This is a genomic window from Bosea sp. RAC05 (assembly GCF_001713455.1).
GTDB lineage: Bacteria > Pseudomonadota > Alphaproteobacteria > Rhizobiales > Beijerinckiaceae > Allobosea.
Map to the genome: position 1 here is coordinate 1,100,522 of NZ_CP016464.1, position 18,436 is coordinate 1,118,957.

Below are 18,436 nucleotides of genomic sequence, written 5' to 3' on the forward strand. Positions count from 1 at the left end.
TCTGCTGGCAAGCAGGGACAAAGCGTCATGGCCTTCGATCCTCGCTCCGGGCTGCTGGCCTTGGCCCTGCTCGCCCTTCCGCTGGCCGGCTGCGCCTCCCGGCAGGACGTGATGACGCCGGTCGCGCTCGCGGCCGGCACGGGGGGAGCCGGAACCGTCGACATGATGGTCGCGACCACGCGGGCGCCCGCGTCGGATCCGGCCCTGATGTTCACCGGCGAGCGGGGCGACGATCTCTCCCTCTCGAACGTCGTCGTCTCGATTCCGCCCGACGACGCCCGCCAGAAGGGCACGATCCAGTGGCCGTCGCCCGGCCGTGCCGACCCGCGCGCCAGTTTCCTGACGCTGAAGGCGCAGCCGATCACGGAGAGCGCGATCAGGCCCTGGTTCCGGCGCAATGCCGGCGACACCCGCCGCGTCCTGTTCTTCGTTCACGGCTTCAACAACGGCTATGCGGATGCGATCTACCGCTTCGCCCAGGTGGCCCATGACCTGAAGTTCAAGGCGGCGCCGATCCTCTTCACCTGGCCCTCGCGCGCCAGCGCCCTCGACTATCCCTATGACCGCGAGAGCGCGACCTATTCGCGCTTCGGGCTGCTGCTCGGGCTGGAGAAGGCGATCGAGAGCCCCGATGTGGCAGAAATCACGATCGTCGCCCATTCGATGGGGGCCTGGCTGACGGCGGAGGCACTGCGCGATCTCGGCCTGAAGCACGGTGCGGTCTCGCCGAAGATCCGCACCGTCGTGCTGGCCTCGCCCGACATCGATGTCGATGTCTTCAAGCGCCAGGTCATCGAGATGGGCAAGACCAGGCCGCGCTTCATCGTCGTGACCTCGCGCAACGACCTCGCCTTGCGGCTCTCGCGCTGGATCGCGGGCGATGTCGACCGGTTGGGCGGGGCCGATCTGCGCCGCCACATTCCGTTCCTCAAGACGCTCGGCATCGAGGTGATCGACGCCACCAACACGAAGACGGACGATCCCTCCGGCCACAACGCCTATGCGGCCTCCGACGAGGTCCTCCGTCAACTGGCGGAGGACATGGCCAGGCGGCAACCGCTGCGCATCTTCGCCCCGATCGGACGCGTGCCGCAGCCATAGCCCGGGCCGGGAGCATCGCTGGCAAGCGTCATGCCTGTGGCGGTCAGCCCCATTTCATCTCGCCGGTCGCGACCTTGGCGCCGATGTCGAGCGCCACACCCATGCCGAGATCGGGGAAGCGGGCCAGCATCGCCGCCTTGAGCGCGGCGGAATCCTTGGCCCTGGCCAGTTCGTCCTCGAAGGCTGCGATATAGGCCCTGGTGTGCGCCACGCCCGAGAGATCGGTCGGAGCGTTCGGCGACAGGTGGCCGGGCACCACGACCGCGGGCTTGCGGGCGGCGATCGTGTCGAGCGCCGCGATCCAGGCCGCGCGCTGCTCCTTGGTCGGGGTGTCGGCGGTCCAGACATGGACGCCCGAAAAGACCATGACCCCACCGAACACCGCGTTCAGCGACGGCACGAAGAGATGGCGCCGGTTGGCAAGGCCTTCGGCCGGCACGATCTCGACGGGCTCGCCATCGACGGTCAGCGTCTTGCCGTCGAACGCGTCGGGCATGATGATGTCGGCGAGCGTCTGCGGGCCGTTCGCCTTCAGCTGAGGCCCCCAGACCGCGAGCTTCTTCTCGACGTTCGCCTTGATCGCGGCGACGGTCTCGGACGCGGCGATCACGCGGGCGCCGGGAAAAGCCTCCCGGATCGGCTTGAGGCTGAAGTAGTAGTCCGGGTCCGACTGGCTGATGTAGATCGTGCCGAGCCTCTTGCCTGAGGCCTTGATCGCCTCGACGACCGCACGACCGTCGGAAAAGGTGAAGCCGCCATCGATCAGCAGCGCCTCGGAGGCGCCGGTGAGCAGCACGGGCGCGCGATAGAAGCCCTTCTCCCCGGCCGGCAGGTGCTTCCAGGACAGGCCGCCGGTCGCATGGCTTGAGCCCGCTGGAGCGAGGACGGCAGCGGCACCGCCGCCGAGCGCGGCCTTGAGGGCGATTCGTCGGGTGATCATGGTCGTCTCTTCCTTTTTGCAGATGAGAAGCGTTCGCGAAAGGGTGGCGGCGGATGCGTGGTCTCAAGCGGCCTGCAGCTTCGCGACCAGCGTCTCGAGGCCGCCGAACAGGGCGCCCGACGGGATCAGGCGGCGGGTATCGCCGCTTCCCGCGACCAGGGCGGGGACGCCGCCGGCACCGAACCGATCCATCTCCGCCCGTGCGGAGTCGAGGCGCGCCCGGTAGGCGGCGATCAGGGCGTCGTCGGGATCAACCAGGCGGCCGGCGCTGTCCGCCAGGCCCAGGCTGCGCAGGATCTGCGCCAGAACGGTGCTGTCGGTGTTGTCGAGCCCGTCGATATAGCGCGCGTTCTGGATCGCCTTGAGGGCGTCGAAGACGCGATCCGGCGCAGTGAGGGCAACCGCCGTCAGGGCCAGAGTCGCCGGGCCGGAGTCGAAGAGGCGGGTGTGGTCGCCGAGGATGGTGCGGCGATAGGCCTCGCTGAAGACCTGTCCGGTCAGACGGGCGATCCGCTGGTCGTTGGTCCAGGCAAAGGCGGCGAAGCCGGCATCCATCGGGCGGGCGCCCGCTCCGGCGAAGAGGCCGGTGGCGAGGGGTTCGAGCGCGAGGTCCGGGCGGCCGACCAATTGATCGAGCATCGGGGAGGCGCCGTAGCACCAGCCGCAGAGCGGATCGAAGAGATAGGTGACGCGTGTCGTTGGGGCCATGTCGGTCTCCTTGCGACGAGCTGTGCCATGCCCCGGACGATTGAAGAAGACAAACGATACGGACAATCTGTATGTAAAAACCTGACAATGATCGGCGAGCCGGGGATGCGGCGATGAACTTGAACCGGCTGACCTATTTTGTGGCGGTCGTCGACACCGGCTCCTTTACCAAGGCGTCCGAGCGGCTCGGCATCACCAAATCCGTGGTCAGCCAGCAGGTGGCGCAGCTCGAAGAGGAGTTGCGCACGACGCTCCTGATCCGCACCACGCGGCGCGTCCACCCCACCGAGGCGGGCCGCCTGTTCCATACGCGCTGCGTGATGATCCTGCGCGAGGCCGAGGATGCCTTCGGGGAACTGGCCCTGTCCTCGGCTGAGCCGACGGGCACGTTGCGCATCACGGCGCCCAACGATTACGGCATCGCCGTCGTCATTCCGGCCATCACAGCCTTTGTCGCGCGCTACCCCGCGTGCCGGGTCGAACAGACGCTGGGCGACCAGACGATGGACCTTTCCTCGGGCCAGGTGGACCTGGCGATCCGGGTCGGCTGGCTGGCCGATTCCAGCCTTCAGGCGCGCAGGATCGGCTCGTTTCGGCAGTTGCTCGTCGGCGCCCCGGCCTTCGCCGACGCCATCGCGAAGCTGCGGGAGCCCGCCGACCTGGGACAGCTTCCCTTCGTCGCCAATCTGGCGTTGCGCGAGCCCCTGGCCTGGACGTTCTCCCGCCGTGATCTCGACCGGCGCACCGTGCGCCTGCAGGCGTGCATCGCCATCGACACGACGCCTGGCGTGCGCGCAGCGGTGCGGATGGGCGCGGGGCTGTCGGTGTTGCCGGACTTTCTGGTGGAACGGGACCTGGCGGCTGGCCGGCTCATCCAGGCCCTGCCTGACTGGCAGCTGCCGTCAGGCGGCATCCACACGGTCTACCCCGCGGCGCGGTTCCGGCCACCCAAGGTCACGGCCTTCGTGGAGATGCTGACGGCCGCGCAGCGGCAACGGTCTTGGACCACCGCGCCTGAAGATGACGAGGACGGGCGTCGGTAGTCTGGCCGGCGCCGCGTCGAGAACCCCCTGCGCCGCCTCCGTCTTGATGCCAGCCGCCTGGGCCCAGTCTCGGACCGAGCGAACCGGTCCTGAGCCTCGCGCACGCTCTTGGTACAAGCGGAGACGTGGACCGTGTCCGAGATGGTGACCGTGGCTGGTTCGCCAGCGGCTGGCAGGGTCACGGCGCGCAGCTCGTTCGGCAGCCGAGCGTTGAGTCAGGAGGATCCCCACCTGGTAGCGAAGACATGGTGCCCCGCAGGGGCCACGTCACAGGTGACGCAGCTCCGACAATCCCGGCACGGCAAAAGGCCGACCATGCGTAGTTTCCGACGCTATCGGTCAGCGAGGTCGGCGCTGTAGGCCCTTCATCGTAAGGGCCGCCGAAGTCGCCAATGGGCAGCGCGTGCTGTTGCGGTCCTCGGCCCGCCTGGGGCCATCGCATCAACAGCGCGGGCAAGCCGATTGTCCTGGTGTCGGCGGCACCGGTGTCCAAGGGGTCTGCCATGCTTTTAGCTGCATCCGCACTGAAGAATTACGCTGTCGAGGCGCAAGACGGGACGATGGGCACCGTCAAGGACCTGCTCTTCGATGACAGGACCTGGCAGATCCGGTGGCTCGTCATCGACACGGGGGGCTGGCTGAGCGAGCGCAAGGTTCTCGTCCACCCGTCGACGATCGGCCCCATCGATTACGGACGACGGACGGTTCAGGTCGCTCTGACGAAGCTGCGGGTTCAGGACAGCCCGAGCCTGAGTACGGATCTGCCCGTCTCGCGGCAGCACGAAGCAGACCTTTACAGCCATTACGACTGGAGCCCGGTCTGGGGCGGCGCCCTTTATGGCCCGGAGATCGCGGGCGCAAGCTTCGGACCTCCCCGCTTCTTCGGAAACAAGGAGCTCTATGACGATCTCGGCCTGGGCAACCACGGCGACAGTGGCGACCCTCATCTGCGCAGCATCGCGGAAATCGATGGCTATCACGTTCATGCCACCGACGGCGACATTGGCCATGTCGACAACCTCATGATCGACGATGGCAACTGGGGCATCCGCTATCTCGTCCTCAACACCAGCAACTGGTGGGCGGGCAAGCAGGTCCTGATGTCCCCCTATGCGGTCACCGACATCAGCTGGTCCCAGGAGAAGGTCTACCTCGACGTCACGCGCGCGCGCGTCCAATCGAGCCCGACATGGGACCCCGCCGCCATCGTCAGCGAGATCTACGAGAAGCGTCTGCATAGCCATTACGGCTGGAGCGGTTACGGCTGGTGATGGGCGTCTCCGCCGTTCGCCGCCGTGCCGGGTGGCGTGCGCGCCTGAGCCAGGGCTGACACCATGGCAGACGACCCCTATGCCGTTCTCGGTGTCGCCCGCGACGCGTCGGACAAGCAGATCCGTAGCGCCTACCTCAAGCTCGCCAAGACCAGCCATCCCGATCTCAACCCGGGTGACCGCTCGGCCGAGGAGCGCTTCAAGGCGATCAACGCCGCCAACGATCTTCTCTCCGACAAGGACCGGCGCGCCCGCTTCGACCGCGGCGAGATCGATGGTGCCGGCCATGAGCGGGCGCGGCCCGGGCCGTCACCGGGGCAGCGCTCCTACAGGGACCAGGCGGAAGGGGCGGCAGGCGCGCGCCACCGGGCCGGCTTCGGCGCGGATGACGATCTGGGCGACATTTTTTCGGAGATGTTCGGAGCGCACGGCGCGACCTGCGCCGGATCGGCCCGACGGCGGCGCGGCCAAGACCGGCACTACACCCTGGCCGTCCCGTTTCTCGACGCCATCCGCGGCACCACGCAACGCCTGAACCTGCCGGATGGCGGCAGCCTCGACGTCACCATTCCGCCGGGCCTGGAGAGCGGGAAGATCCTGCGCCTGCGGGGCAAGGGGGGCGCGGGCGAGCCGGCCGGCGATGCGCTGATCGAAGTCGAGGTCGGGCTCCACCCGCTGTTTCGCCGCGAGGGGCGCGACATCCATCTCGATCTGCCGATCACGATCCGCGAGGCCGTGCTGGGCGGGCCCGTTACCGTGCCGACCATCAGCGGGCCGGTGACCATGACCTTGCCGCCGGGGTCGGATTCCCGCACCAGGTTGCGGCTGAGAGGCAAGGGCGTGCCGGCCAGCGGCAGTCAGACCGCGGGCGACGCCTTCCCGCATCTGCGCATCGCGGTGGGGCCGCCGGACGAGGCGCTCGCGACCTTCCTGCGCGAACGGACCGATGCGGTGGACTGGGACCCCCGTTCGGGGCTGGTGGCGACCTGATGATCTCGTTCGACGTGTTGCTGATGACCATGCCCGAGTTCGAGCGCGGGATCGTGGAGCACTGGATTGCGCGGGACTGGATCCGCCCGGCGCAGCAAACCGGGAGCTGGCTGTTCGACGACATCGACATCGCCCGCATGCGCCTCATCGGCGAGTTGCGCGACGATCTCGGGCTGGACGAGCGCGCGCTGCCGGTCGTGCTGCATCTGCTCGACCAGCTCTACGATGCCCGCCGGGGATTGCTGCGCGTGCGCAACGCGCTCGCAAACGACGCCCCCGACGAGATCCGCGGCGCGGTGCTGGCTGCCCTGTCGGGCCCGTTCGACGAGGTGGCTGCGTCCTCCCCGGCGCAGGACTGAAGCTGGGGGCGACAGCGCGGTCAGGTTCGTCCCGATCGATTCGCACGATCGAATGGGCCAGCCAGCCGCTGCATCAGGCCACTGCCGGGACGGCCGCCGGCTTTCGCAGGAGATCCGGCTAGCAGCCCCAGACGCCGCAGTTGCCACGGAGATAGGGCTGCGGGCTGCCATAATAGGCAGGTCCGTAGCCGTAGCCCCCGGTGCCATAATAGCCGGACCCGCCATAATAGCCGCGCCGGTCGTAGCGGGCCGAGCGTTCCTCGGCGACGAGGGCCGCGCCGACCAACCCGGCCGTCGCACCCACGACGAGGGCGCCGGCCGCGGCGTCGGCCTGGCGGCGCTCCTGGCGATAATGGGATGTGACGCAGGCCCTGAAGGCCTTCGTGCCCGGCCGCAGGCCGGATTCACTGCAGATCTCCTGCGCGGTCTGGCGCGACTGCTCCAGGGTCTGGCAGCCCGCGAGGCCTGTTGCCAGCAGTATGGCGGCGGCGATGAAGCGCATGGTGTCGTCCTCGATCAGGGCCCGTTCTCAAGACGACAGGCCGATGTCCGGGGACGGTGAGGGACGGGCACGGTCGGCGCCAGCGTCGGAAACTACGCAGTCGGGGGCAGGCCCGTCCGCCTTCGGACGCAGCCGCGGCCGAGCCTTCGCCGTCGGGTCGCTCAGCTCGCCGCGAGGGCCAGTCGGGCCAGGGCGGGCAGGGATTTCGACGCCGTCTTGTGCATGATCGAGGCGCGGTGGTTCTCGACCGTGCGCTGGCTGATGCCGAGATCCGCCGCGATGTTCTTGTTGGGATGGCCTGCCAGAACGAGTTCCATGATCTCGCGCTGGCGCGTGGTCAGGCTGGCCAGGCTCCTGGCGGCGTCCGCCTTCCAGGCCGCCCGCTGGCTGGAATCGCGCGACTGCTCCATCGCGCGCGTGACGCTGGCCAGGAGTTCGTCTCCGCTCACCGGCTTCTCGATGAAGTCCGAAGCGCCGGTCTTCATCGCCTCCACGGCCATGGCGACGTCGCTGCTGCCGGTGATCATGATCGCGGGCAGGTGATGTCCCTGCTCGTTGAGATGGGCCAGCAGTTGCAGCCCGGTCATGCCCGGGAGATAGGCATCGACCAGGAGGCAGCCGCCCGCGCCGGGCCGATACGCCGACAGGAACCCCTCGCAGCTGGCATAGGCCGAGACGCGAAGCCCTGCGTCTTCGAGAACGAGGCGCAGCGTCTCCCGAATCCGTTCGTCGTCATCGACGATGAACACGTCGGGGCTGTCACAGTTCATCTCAGAGGCCGCCCTTGGCGGGGCCGCCGGCAGGTTGACGGTCGCCAGGATGGTCTGGATCGCTCGGGTCACCTCGTCCGCTTTGACGGGCTTGTTCAGGTGCGTGCAGTTCTGCTGGTGGATTGCCCGCAGGGTCTCCGTCGAAATGTCGCCGGTGAGGATGATCACCGGCGTTTCGCGGTGATCGCGCGCGCGCAGCCTGGCGGCGGTCTCCAGGCCGTCCAGGCCTTGCGGCAGATTGAAATCTGACAGGATCACATCAGGGCGCGTAGCGCCGCTGGTCATCAGGGCGAGCGCAGCCGTGCCATCGCTGGCCGCCAGAACCTGATGGCCCTCGCTCTTCAACAGCAATGCGAGCAGGTCGCGCAGTTCGGGGTCGTCCTCGATCAGCAGCACGGTCCCGGTGCGATGGCGGCTGGCGGCGTCGGCGTCGGCATGGGGCTCGCTCGTCGTATCCGCGTCCGGTCGGGCGGCCCGGCGAAGCAGGGCCAGCTCGATGGCAAACACCGATCCCCTGCCATGCTGGGAGCGCACGCTGACCATGTGACCGAGCAGATCGCCCAGCCGCTGGACGATCGACAGGCCGAGGCCGAGACCGAGGCTGCGTTGCCGTGCGGCGTTGTCGAGCTGGTGATACGCTTCGAAGATCGCGCCCAGCTCGTGCTCGGGAATGCCGATGCCGGTGTCCCAGATCTCGATGCTGAGCTGGCCGTGTCGCCGCTTGCAGCCGAGCAGGATCTTGCCGGTCTTGGTGTATTTCAGCGCGTTGGAGAGCAGGTTCCTGATCATCTGCTCGAGCAGATGGGCATCGCTGCGAACCCAGAGGCTGGACGACACCACCTTGAGGACCAGCCCCTGCGCCTGGGCCTGGAAGGCGAACTCGTGCCTCAGGCGGTCGAGCAGGTCCTCGAGCGGGAACTCGACGATCTCGGCATGGACGGTTCCGGCCTCGATCTGGTTGATGTCGAGCAGCGTGTTCAGCATGCCGGACATGGCATCCACCGTATCGCTCAACCGGGCGACCAGCGTCTTGGCCTTGTCGCCCTCGACGATCTTCGCGAGCAGCCCCTGCAGCAACGCCAGGCCCTGCAGGGGCTGGCGCAGATCATGGCTCGCCGCGGCGAGGAAGCGCGACTTGGCGACGTTGGCGAGCTCCGCCTGCTTGCGCGCATTATCGAGCGCACGCGCCGTGTTCTTCTGCTCGGTGATGTCGGTGAAGGTGATGACGACGCCCTCGACGCTGTTGTCGTGAGCGCGGTAGGGCATGATGCGGCGGACGAACCAGACGCCGTCGCGGGCCTCGATGCGCCGCTCCAGCGGAGCCAGCGTCTGCAGCACGGTGCGGGCGTCGACTGGCAGAGAACCGTCGTCTGCGAGCGAATTGAGATCGTCGAGGGGGCGGCCGACATCTCCGGGAATGATCTTGAAGAGCGCCTTGGTCGCCGGCGTGAAGAACCGGATCCTCAGATCGCGGTCGAGGAAGACGGTGGCGACGTCGGTGCTGTAGAGCACGTTCTGCAGGTCGTCCGAGGTCGTGCGCTGGCGCTCGAGGGTTTCCTGAAGCTGGCCATTCAGGGCCGTCAGTTCCTCGTTCAGGGACTGCAGCTCCTCCTTCGAGGTCAGCAGTTCCTCGTTGGTCGACTGGAACTCCTCGTTGACCGAGAGCGCCTCCTCGTTGATGGCGCGCAGCTCCTCGCTCGAGATTTCGAGATTGCGGATGGCGTCCTTGAGTTCCGCCCGCGTCGCGTCGAGCTCCTGTTCGAGATCGCCCAGGCGCGAGGCCTCGGTCGAAGGCGCGAGCGCTGGCGTGAGCTCGTCTGGGCGGGGCGCGTCCACGAAGGAGACCAGGAAGACCGCTTCGCCTTCGTGCCGCAGGGGCCGCACGACGATGTCGAAGCGGTCGCCGCGATCGCCGCGCCGGGGCCGGACGCCGTCGAGCGTCACCACGGCGCCGTCATGCATGGCCTTGTGGATCGCGGCCCGCAGCCGGACCCGGACACCCTCGGGGACCATCGCCAGCAGATCGTGGCTGGGATGGCCGGGAACGACATGGAGATAGCGCTCCGTCGGGCCCAGGCTGTAGAGGCACTCTTGGGCGCCGTCGATGAGGACCGCCGCAGGCGCGTAGGCCTCGATCACGGCGCGCTTGCACAATTCGGCCAGTGCGCTCTGGCGAGTCGCCGCGGAACCCTGGCCGATCCGGGGCGGGATGCGGATGGCGTCGCCCGTCGCACCCGCAAAGCGCGCATCGCCCGGATGGCTGCGGCCGATATGGCGATAGAGGCGCTGGGCCTTGGCGATGACCGCAAAGCGGCCCTCCGCAGGGCTGACGGTCTCCGCGCTGCCGAGCAGCAGACGCCCCCCCTCGCGCAGTGAAAAGTGAAACAGCGAGAGGATCTTGGCCTGGGCTTCGACCTGCAGATAGATCAGCACGTTCCGGCATGAAATCAGGTCCAGCCGCGAGAAGGGCGGATCGGCCAGCAGGTCCTGGACCGTGAAGACGACCATGGCGCGCAGCTCGGGCGAAACCCGGTAGTTCTGCCCTTCCTTCTGGAAGAACCGCGCCAGGCGCTCAGGCGAGACGGTGTCGGCGATGGTGTTCGGATAGAGCCCTTCCTGGGCGGCCAGGACCGCCTCGGCATCGACGTCGGAGGCGAAGAGCTGCAGCTTGACGTTGCTCTTGGCGGCTGTGACCTGCTCGCGAAACAGCATGGCCAGCGAATAGGCCTCCTCGCCGCTGCTGCACCCCGCGACCCAGATCCGCAGAGGCCTGTCCACGGGCTGCTTGCCGATCATCTCGGGGATGGTCGTCTCGGCCAGCAGCGCGAACGTCTTGGCGTCGCGGAAGAAACTGGTGACGTTGATCAGGAGATCCGAGGCGAGCCGATCGCGCTCCGCCGCATCATGGCCGAGGCGTTCGAGATAGGCGGGCATCTCACCATCGGCGGTTCCCGCCAACCCGCGGCGGCGTTCGATCCGGCGCAGCAGCGTGCCGGGCTTGTAGAACGTGAAATCGTGCCGCGTATGGGCCTTGAGGAGGGCGACGACATCCGAGAGCCAGCCCTGTTCCTGATCGGTCGCCAGACGCTCCATCATGGCGGGGTCGTCATGGATCTGTCTGGCGGTCTCCAGCAGCGCCTCCGGCATCTCGGCGACCGGCAGGGTACGGTCGACACTGCCTGTCGCGATGGCGCTGCGGGGCATGCCGTCATAGGCGGCTTCCTGCGGATCCTGCGCGAAGACGACGCCACCAGCCGCCTTGACCGCCTGCAGCCCGATGCTGCCATCGCCGCCTGTCCCCGAGAGAACGATGGCGATGCAGCGCGCGCCATACTCGCTGGCCAGAGATTGGAGCAGACCATCGAAGGGCAGCCGCGCGCCATGGCGCTGAAGCGGTGGCGAGACGCTGAGCGCGCCGGCGACGACCGCAAGCGAGGTGCCCGGCGCGATGACGTAGAGATGGCCGCGCTCCAGCCGAACCCCCTCGCGCGCCTCCTGGACCGTCAGCGACGTATGCGACGACAGCAATTCCGCAATCAGGCTCGGATGATGGGGGTCGAGATGCTGAACCAGAATGAAGGCCAGCCCGTCGGTGTCGGGCATCGCGTCGAGCAGTCTGCGGCAGGCCTCGAGCCCGCCGGCCGAAGCGCCAATGGCGACGACGATCGGCCCCTGCGACCGGGCGGCCAAGCCGGGCGCGGCCGTCGCGTCGTCGGAAGAGCGTCCCTGCGCCTGTCGATCGGGAGGCGCGACGGTCGGCATGGCGATAATGCTTTCCGGCATGCCCGGAAGCCATGCCATGGAGGGCAGCCGTCCCGTTGCAGGGGCGGTGACGCAGTCGGGCCGGCTGGTCGAAAATGCGTGGCGCTGACGCCCGTGTTGCGAGCGGCTGTGCCTAAGTAAATTCCGACCCTTACGATATCAAAGTGATGCGGTTAGAATGAATTACAAGGTCGAAAACACGCTATCATGGAACGCAATTTCGTGGTTGATCCACATCAAGCTGATAGTCGGGTGAATTTTTACTCATATCTATGCTTTGGCCCGCCGTCGCTTGCCCACGCTGAAGGCGGCCGTCGCGGCCGCGGCCCATCGCCGGCTTGGCGAAAAGGGGCCGCCACGGGCGTCGGATGCCGGCCGGTCACGGGCTCGGCGTCGCGATTTCGATGGGAATGCCCTCTGTCATGACCAAGCTTCGGGTTCTCATCATCGAGGATGAACCGATCATCGCCATGCTGCTAGCCGAGGTTCTCACCGAGCAGGGTTACGATGTCGCCGACATCGCCTCGACCGAGGAAGAGGCGATCCGGGAGGCTGCCCGCCATCGACCCGACATCATGCTGGTCGATGGCCGCCTGCGGCAGGGCAGCGGTTTGACGGCCGTCTCCGAAATCCTCGCGCAGGGCTTCATTCCGCATGTGTTCATGAGCGGCGACCGACTGACGAAGACGGCGCTGGGTCCCGAGGCGATCGTGCTCCAGAAGCCGTTTCAGGAAGCCGATCTGCTGCGCGCCATCAGCCAAGCGCTCGGCGAGGCTCAGCATCGGCCGCAGATCTGACCCAGCGTCGTCGCGCATGCGCCGACGGGGTTGGGAAACCCGCAGTCGCGCCAAGGCGCGCCGTATCGTTGGTCCACCCGTCATTCCCGCCCGGCGCCGCTCGATCCATGCGATAAGGGCCCTCACGCCAGGCACGGGAGCCACACGGCCATGACGGACCGCATGCGAGAACTGGCGAGCGAGATCGTGCGCCTGCAGACTGAGTTGGACCGGGAGATCGAGACGCGCCGGAAGGTGCTCGGCTGGAGCGTCAAGAAGCGCCTCGTCGCCTTCGAGCACGGCATCGCGCGAGAAAACAGGCGTCTGCGCATGACGGTCAGGAGCTTCCTGGGCAAATCGCCCCTGGCGACCATCCTGAGCGCACCGGTGATCTACTCGCTCATCCTGCCGATGGTCGTCCTCGATGCCTGGGCGAGCCTCTACCAGGCTGTCTGCTTCCGGGTTTACGGCATTCCGCGCGTCAGCCGGCGCGAGTATATCAATTTCGACAGGCGCCATCTCAGCTACCTCAACTGGATCGAGGTGCTGAACTGTCTCTATTGCGGCTATGCCAATGGCGTCGTGGCCTATGTCAGGGAGATCGGCGGCCGGACGGAGCAGTACTGGTGCCCGATCAAGCACGCGCTGAAGATCAGCGATCCCCATAGCCGCTACCACGACTTTCTCGAATATGGCGACGCCGAAGGCTACCGCGCCAGGCTCGACGCCTTTCGCGACGCGCTAAAGGCCGAGGCCGAGGCCGCAGCTGAGGGCGGCGTGGCGCGATAGCGCCGCGCGGGCCGGGGAGGGCGCCGGGGCTTGGCGCGGATCGCGGCGGCATCGCAGCTCTGATCGGCTTCGCCGGTCGCAAGGCTGAACCACCGCACGGGCGAGGTTCGGAATCCACGCGAACCGATCTCCCGCGGCGCCGCCTGAGTAATTCCCGATCCTATCCAGCGGTTGCGCGGAGGCTTCATGGTGTTGGTGAAGTGCCGGTCAATCCTGACGATGCGATGTCTTTGATAGCCCGTCCGGATTTCGGTGCGTTCAGGGGAGTGAGCGCCGGCATGGGGTCGATTTGACCCGCAAGCAGGCGCGGCCCCGTAACCCCACACTGATGAAGGACTTCCCATGACACGTTCAACAGCATTCCTAGCTGCGACCGCTCTGATGTTCGTTTCGGTGCACGCCCTGCCGGCCCTCGCCCAGGGTGCCAAGCAGACGGTCTCCCTGATGGAGGTCAACCCGCTGACGCTCGCCACCGGCTACCGGTCGTCGAAGGTGGTCGGCAGCACGGTCTACAACGAGGCCAAGGAAGACATCGGCAAGATCGACGACCTGATCGTCACCTCCAAGGACAGCGTTCCCTACGCCGTCCTGTCGGTGGGCGGCTTTCTCGGCATGGGCGCGCATCACATCGTCGTGCCGGCATCGGCGCTCGACGTCGTCGATGGCCGCATGATGCTGCGTGGCGCCAGCAAGGACTCGCTGAAGGCCCTGCCGAACTACTCCTACACCTACTGAGCCCGTCGCCGGCAGGGCTCCGCCATCCGGGCCCTGCCGGTCGCACCAGCAAGAGAGCGATCACATGCCCGCAGGACAGAGCAGCGGAACCGGCGCGATGACCGAGCTCGCCGACGAGACCGTGAGGAAAGACGCGATCCTCAGCAATCGCGACAAGGCCCAGCGACGTCCCGGCCAGGGGCTCGGCGGCAAGGGCGTGCAGATCGACGAGTACATCGACAACCCGTCCAATCATCGGCCCTCGCGCGACGATGGCGCGCCGTCACCGGTCGCGACGCAGGCGATTGCTGGCGCGCAGGCAACGGACGACATGCCCGTCGACCGGGGCGGCTTCGATTTCGGCGGATCGACCGGCCAGACCGAGGCAGGCAAGGGTCTGGGGCTCGGCACGGATGCGATGGAGAACCAAAATGGTTGGAGTCTGCCGGAACCGGCCGTTGCCGGGATGGCGCCGCCCGAAATCAATGCACCTTCGACGGAGAGCACCATGACTGAATTGCCGGAACGGGGCATTGCGACCCGGAAGGTCTGCTTCATCCTGTCCAAGGCGCGACAGTTCGATGCCAAGGAGGGGGTGACCGACCCCGCATCCGGCTCCAATGCCAGCGATGACGGCATGGTGGACGTCCTCGAGGACGACCGCAGCGATCCGGTCGAGCACGAACTGAAGAGTTTCATCCACGATCTCGACATCGACGAGCAGGTCGATCTGGTCGCGCTGGCCTGGCTCGGCCGCGGCGATGGCACGATCGCGGATTGGAGCACGCTCCAGTCCGATGCGAGATATGCCCACAACACCCGCACGGCGGCTTATTTGATGGGCCTGCCGCTGCTCTCCGACTATCTCGAGGAGGGCCTCTCGCTGTTTGGCGAGACCTGCGAGGACTTTCAGGCGGAATGACCGGCGCGGCCGGCTGCGACAGCACCATGGCGGCGGTCTCGCGCTGTCCCTGACCCGGTCGCCCGCCAACGACCGCGTATTCCCGGCCTTACGGCCCCGCGATCCGTCCATCGACGACATCGAGGATCCGGTCGCAGCGCCGCGCGAGTTCGAGATTGTGCGTGACGATCAGGAAGGTCGTCGCGCGTTCCTTGTTGATGCGGCGCATCAGGTCGAAGACGGCGTCCGCGGAGACGCTGTCGAGATTGCCCGTCGGCTCGTCGGCCAGAACCAGCGAGGGGTTCATCGCCAGCGAGCGCGCGATCGCCACGCGCTGCTGCTGCCCGCCCGACATGTTGTTGGCCCGGTTGTCGCGCCAGCGCGTCAGCCCGACATCGGCCAGCAGACCATAGGCGACATCCTGCATCGCGTCGCTGCGCCGCCCCCGATCGACCAGCATCGGCATCATCACGTTCTCGGCCGCCGTGAATGCCGAGATCAGATAGTGATACTGAAAGACGAAGCCGATGGCATGGCCCCGCAGCGCGGTCAGCGCGGAATCGGGCAGACCGGCCGTGGCCTGGCCGTTGATCGAGACCGTTCCCGACGTCGGCTGGTCGAGCAGGCCGATGATGTTCAACAGCGTGCTCTTGCCGGAGCCGGACGGCCCCATCAGGGCGACGAACTCGCCGGCGGCGAGCGTCAGGTCGATGCCGTGCAGAATCTCGGTCTCCACCGGCGTGCCGACATTGTAGGATTTGCGGATCTGTTGGAGCACCAGGACGTCAGCCACGGATCGCCTCCACGGGGTCGAGACGGGCCGCCCGCAGCGCAGGGGCCATGCCGGCGGCAACGCCGGTGACGGTGGCGACAGCCGCCGCCGAGATGAACAGGCTCGGCTCCAGCAGCAGCGGGAAGAGTTCGGTGCCGTCGGCCTGCCGGGCGACGCTGTGCCAGAGCACGAGCGCGCCGGCGCCGAGGCTGGAGCCCACCAGCGAGCCGATGAAACCGAGCACGCCGCCCTGGATCAGGAAGATGCCCAGCACCTGGCTCCGCCGTGTCCCCATCGCCCGCAGGATGCCGATGTCCTTCGAGCGCTGGATCACCGAGACGATCAGCACGGCCGCGATGCCGAAGGCGACGGAGAGGCCGACGAAGGAGCGAATCAGCGTGTTGGAGGATTGCTGCGCCCTGACCGCGGTAAAGAACTGGGCGTTGGTCTTGATCCAGCTGTCGGCCTGGATGGGCAGCGTGGCCGAGATGTCCTGCGCGATCGTCTCGGCGGCATAGATGTCGGTGACCGTGACATCCAGCGTCGTCACGCCGCCGATCAGCCTGAGCAGGCTTTGCGCCGTCCGCAGCGCGACGAAGGTGTTGCGCGCATTGGCGCCCTTGTTGCCGAGATCGAAGATGCCCGTGATGGTCAAAACCCGCGTGGCGCCGTTCGCCGTGCTCAGGTTGAGCTTGTCTCCAAGTGTGGCGCCGAGGTCCTTGGCGAGTTCGGTCCCGACGAGAATGTCGTCGCTTTCGAGATTCGACGTGCCGGCGACGATGTAGTCGGGGATCCGCACGATCTGGAAATAGAGCTCCGGTTCCATGCCGGTGAGCGTGATGCTGCGCGCAGCGTCGCCCCGAATGGCCAGGGCCGAGCCGGACGCCGTTGGTGAGACGGTCACCACATCCGGGCGCGCCTTCATGGCGGTGCGCACCGTCTGCCACTGGTCGATCGACAGGATGCGCTGGGACGGCCGCTGGACGATCGCCCCCTCGAGCAGGCCCGGCCCGCTCCGGAGCGGGCGGGCGACCTCGTCGGGAGGAATGATCTGGATATGGGCTTGGGAGGTCAGGACACGCTTGATGAAATTGGCCTGCAGGCCCGCCAGCATGGCCGACATGAAGACGATCACGCCGACGCCCATGGCGATGCCGGTGAGGATGAAGACGGTCTGCATGATCCCCTCGGTGAGGAAGCGCAGGCCGATCGTCCATTCGATCGGAACCCAGTTCTTCAAGACGCCACCGGCCGGAGCCGCTGACCGGCGCGCACGCCCGCAGCGACCGGAACCAGCCGCTCGCCGGAGACGACGCCCTCGAGGATCTCGATACTGTCGGCCGCGCGCAGGCCCAGGCGCACGGCCTGCATCCGGGCGCGCCCATCCCTGACGACGAGGACCCAGGGTTTGGCACTGAGCGGATCGTGAACGGTGCGCGCCGGCACCACCATCACGCCGTTGCGCCGCTCGACCTGGATATCGACCGAGACGGTCATGTCCTGCCGCAGATAGGCGGGCGGATTTGGCGTCGTCAGTTTGACTTCGACCGAGGCGCGGCTGATGTCGACGGATGGGTTGATGTAGGACAGGGTCGCCGGAAAGCGCTGGGCGCCATAGGCGTCGGCCGAGGCGACCGCACCTTGCCCCAGCGCCAGAAGCCCGATGTTCTTCTCGTCGATCTGCAGGACGAGTTGCACCGCGCCCGCGGGCGCCAGCACCAGCAGGGCCTTGCCGGGCGCGACGACCATGCCGCGCTCGACGCTGCGCGTGATCAGGATGCCGTCGCGCGGGGCTGCGATCGTGGCATAGCCGAGCCGGGCCCGGGTCTCGGTCAGGGCCGCCTGGGCCTGGTCGAGCTGGGTCTGAGCCATCACGAAATCGGCACCGCCGGCCGTCGCCGTGAAGACCTGCAGCTCGGCCGTCCTGACCAGGGTCCGGGCGATGTCGAGGTCCTTCGTGGCGGCATCGAGCACGGCGCGCGTGCCGTAGCCCGAGGTCGCCAGACCCTCCGCACGCTGGAAGGCGGCCTCGGCGTTGGCCAGGGTCGCCCTGGCCTGCTTCAGGGTCTGGTCGGCGGCCGGCAGCGTCAGCTCCCTCATCTGGCGCAGCCGCGCGGCCGCTTGCGCCGAGGTGGCCAGCGCCTGGACGACGGCGGCCTCCAGCTCGCGCGGCGCCAGGGCGACGAGCGGCTGACCGGCCGTGACGGACTGGCCCTCCTCGACGAGGACGTCGGCCACCGTCGCGATGATCTGGCTGGCGATCTCGACCCGGAACGGCGTCTCGACATGCCCGCTCGCGACGACAGTCTTGACGAGGTCGGTGCGAACGACCGGATAGACCGCCACCTCGGGGCCATAGAACCAGCGCAGCCCGCCCAGCAGGCAGGCGACAGCGACGAGGAGCAGGACGGCGATCGAGCCCTTGCGGGCCCATAGCCGCCGCCCGATGGCGAGGGTGGCAGAGCCGGGCGGTGTCTGCGCTTGCGTCTGTGCTGCGGCCGTTTCGCTCAAGATAACCTCGTGGCTGGGCGTCGTCCGGGGCCCGCTTCATCGGCCCCGCGACAATGCCGGCCCAGGCGCCTGATCGAATCCAGAACGCTCCTGCGACCTTGGCGACCGGCGGCATCCGTCATGGCGTGCTCCAGAATTGGGATCGCCCTGTGGAGGAGACCTGCGTCGCCCATCTACAGGGCTGCCCGGCCCGGTCCGCCACCCTCGGAATCTACGCAACCGGTCGTTTGAGCCCCCACTGGCCGGACACCGGTCCCGCACCCAGGCGATGCCGGTGGTGTTCTCGCGCCGGGTGACGCGCGGGACAGCCCTGTCGCCGTCTCGCCGCCCTCGGCCCTGGCCGTGATGCGGTCGGGCGGATCGAGGCCCCCTCGCGGGCAAGGCCTGCGTCACGCAGGCCAGCACGTCATGGGAGAACTGACGGCGCGTCAGCCTGAACGGGTTCACCGGCTCCGTTGTCGCAGCGAGCGGGCGGAGGGGGCATGCGGCCTCCTCGCGCGGATCGTGCCAGCCCTCAGCGCCCGTCC

Annotated in this window: 16 protein-coding genes; 9 read left to right on the forward strand and 7 right to left on the reverse strand. The window is 67.7% G+C overall.

What is annotated here, in order from left to right:
• The first annotated feature begins 27 nt into the window (after positions 1–27).
• Positions 28–1,101, forward strand: coding sequence for an alpha/beta hydrolase (locus BSY19_RS08625; protein ID WP_069053802.1), 1,074 nt, complete (start codon positions 28–30; stop codon positions 1,099–1,101).
• A 43-nt stretch (positions 1,102–1,144) separates the two neighbouring features.
• On the opposite strand, the gene BSY19_RS08630 is transcribed toward BSY19_RS08625, so the two are convergent.
• Entirely contained in the window at positions 1,145–2,041 is an 897-nt protein-coding gene (locus BSY19_RS08630; RefSeq protein WP_069053803.1) for an MBL fold metallo-hydrolase, read from the reverse strand.
• Positions 2,042–2,104: 63 nt separating this feature from the next.
• A complete protein-coding gene (locus BSY19_RS08635; protein ID WP_069053804.1) occupies positions 2,105–2,749 on the reverse strand; it encodes a DsbA family protein in 645 nt (214 codons plus the stop codon).
• A 113-nt stretch (positions 2,750–2,862) separates the two neighbouring features.
• On the opposite strand from BSY19_RS08635, the gene BSY19_RS08640 reads away from it, so the two are divergent.
• From BSY19_RS08640 to BSY19_RS08655, 4 genes are all read left to right on the forward strand, one after another.
• A complete protein-coding gene (locus BSY19_RS08640) occupies positions 2,863–3,792 on the forward strand; it encodes a LysR family transcriptional regulator (RefSeq protein ID WP_069053805.1) in 930 nt (309 codons plus the stop codon).
• 470 nt (positions 3,793–4,262) lie between these two features.
• Complete coding sequence (locus tag BSY19_RS08645; RefSeq protein WP_210184416.1) at positions 4,263–5,063, forward strand: PRC-barrel domain-containing protein; 801 nt, start codon at positions 4,263–4,265, stop codon at positions 5,061–5,063.
• Positions 5,064–5,126: 63 nt separating this feature from the next.
• Positions 5,127–6,053 carry a DnaJ C-terminal domain-containing protein gene (locus BSY19_RS08650; RefSeq protein WP_069053807.1) on the forward strand — a complete coding sequence of 309 codons (927 nt, stop codon included), beginning with the start codon at positions 5,127–5,129 and terminating at the stop codon, positions 6,051–6,053.
• Positions 6,053–6,412: a chaperone modulator CbpM gene (locus BSY19_RS08655; RefSeq protein WP_069053808.1), complete on the forward strand. Its 360-nt coding sequence runs from the start codon at positions 6,053–6,055 to the stop codon at positions 6,410–6,412. The genes BSY19_RS08650 and BSY19_RS08655 overlap by 1 nt, the downstream gene beginning before the upstream one ends.
• A 118-nt stretch (positions 6,413–6,530) precedes the next feature.
• On the opposite strand, the gene BSY19_RS27475 is transcribed toward BSY19_RS08655, so the two are convergent.
• Positions 6,531–6,914: a hypothetical protein gene (locus BSY19_RS27475; RefSeq protein ID WP_069053809.1), complete on the reverse strand. Its 384-nt coding sequence runs from the start codon at positions 6,912–6,914 to the stop codon at positions 6,531–6,533.
• Between the two features lie 161 nt (positions 6,915–7,075).
• On the reverse strand, positions 7,076–11,467 hold the full coding sequence (locus tag BSY19_RS08665; RefSeq protein ID WP_236840493.1) for a chemotaxis protein CheB: 4,392 nt from the start codon (positions 11,465–11,467) through the stop codon (positions 7,076–7,078).
• Between the two features lie 401 nt (positions 11,468–11,868).
• Between BSY19_RS08665 and BSY19_RS08670 the strand changes: the two genes are divergently transcribed.
• From BSY19_RS08670 to BSY19_RS08685, 4 genes are all read left to right on the forward strand, one after another.
• Complete coding sequence (locus BSY19_RS08670) at positions 11,869–12,243, forward strand: response regulator (protein ID WP_083247887.1); 375 nt, start codon at positions 11,869–11,871, stop codon at positions 12,241–12,243.
• Positions 12,244–12,393: 150 nt separating this feature from the next.
• Positions 12,394–13,011 (forward strand): hypothetical protein, encoded by a 618-nt coding sequence (locus tag BSY19_RS08675; protein WP_069053812.1) that lies wholly within the window; start codon positions 12,394–12,396, stop codon positions 13,009–13,011.
• A 342-nt stretch (positions 13,012–13,353) separates the two neighbouring features.
• On the forward strand, positions 13,354–13,746 hold the full coding sequence (locus BSY19_RS08680) for a PRC-barrel domain-containing protein (RefSeq protein ID WP_069053813.1): 393 nt from the start codon (positions 13,354–13,356) through the stop codon (positions 13,744–13,746).
• 487 nt (positions 13,747–14,233) lie between these two features.
• The gene (locus BSY19_RS08685) at positions 14,234–14,647 is read left to right on the forward strand and encodes a DUF3775 domain-containing protein (RefSeq protein WP_069056953.1); all 414 of its coding nucleotides are present in this window, start codon (positions 14,234–14,236) and stop codon (positions 14,645–14,647) included.
• An 88-nt stretch (positions 14,648–14,735) separates the two neighbouring features.
• Here the strand turns inward: BSY19_RS08685 and BSY19_RS08690 are convergent, their stop codons facing one another.
• Genes BSY19_RS08690 through BSY19_RS08700 form a run of 3 tightly spaced genes read right to left on the reverse strand, consistent with a single transcriptional unit; the run spans position 14,736 to position 17,909 of the window.
• Positions 14,736–15,419 carry an ABC transporter ATP-binding protein gene (locus tag BSY19_RS08690; protein WP_069053814.1) on the reverse strand — a complete coding sequence of 228 codons (684 nt, stop codon included), beginning with the start codon at positions 15,417–15,419 and terminating at the stop codon, positions 14,736–14,738.
• The gene (locus tag BSY19_RS08695) at positions 15,412–16,638 is read right to left on the reverse strand and encodes an ABC transporter permease (RefSeq protein WP_150129542.1); all 1,227 of its coding nucleotides are present in this window, start codon (positions 16,636–16,638) and stop codon (positions 15,412–15,414) included. Before BSY19_RS08695 ends, BSY19_RS08690 begins: the two co-directional genes overlap by 8 nt.
• A complete protein-coding gene (locus tag BSY19_RS08700) occupies positions 16,635–17,909 on the reverse strand; it encodes an efflux RND transporter periplasmic adaptor subunit (RefSeq protein WP_442856692.1) in 1,275 nt (424 codons plus the stop codon). The genes BSY19_RS08695 and BSY19_RS08700 overlap by 4 nt, the downstream gene beginning before the upstream one ends.
• Positions 17,910–18,436: the final 527 nt, after the last annotated feature.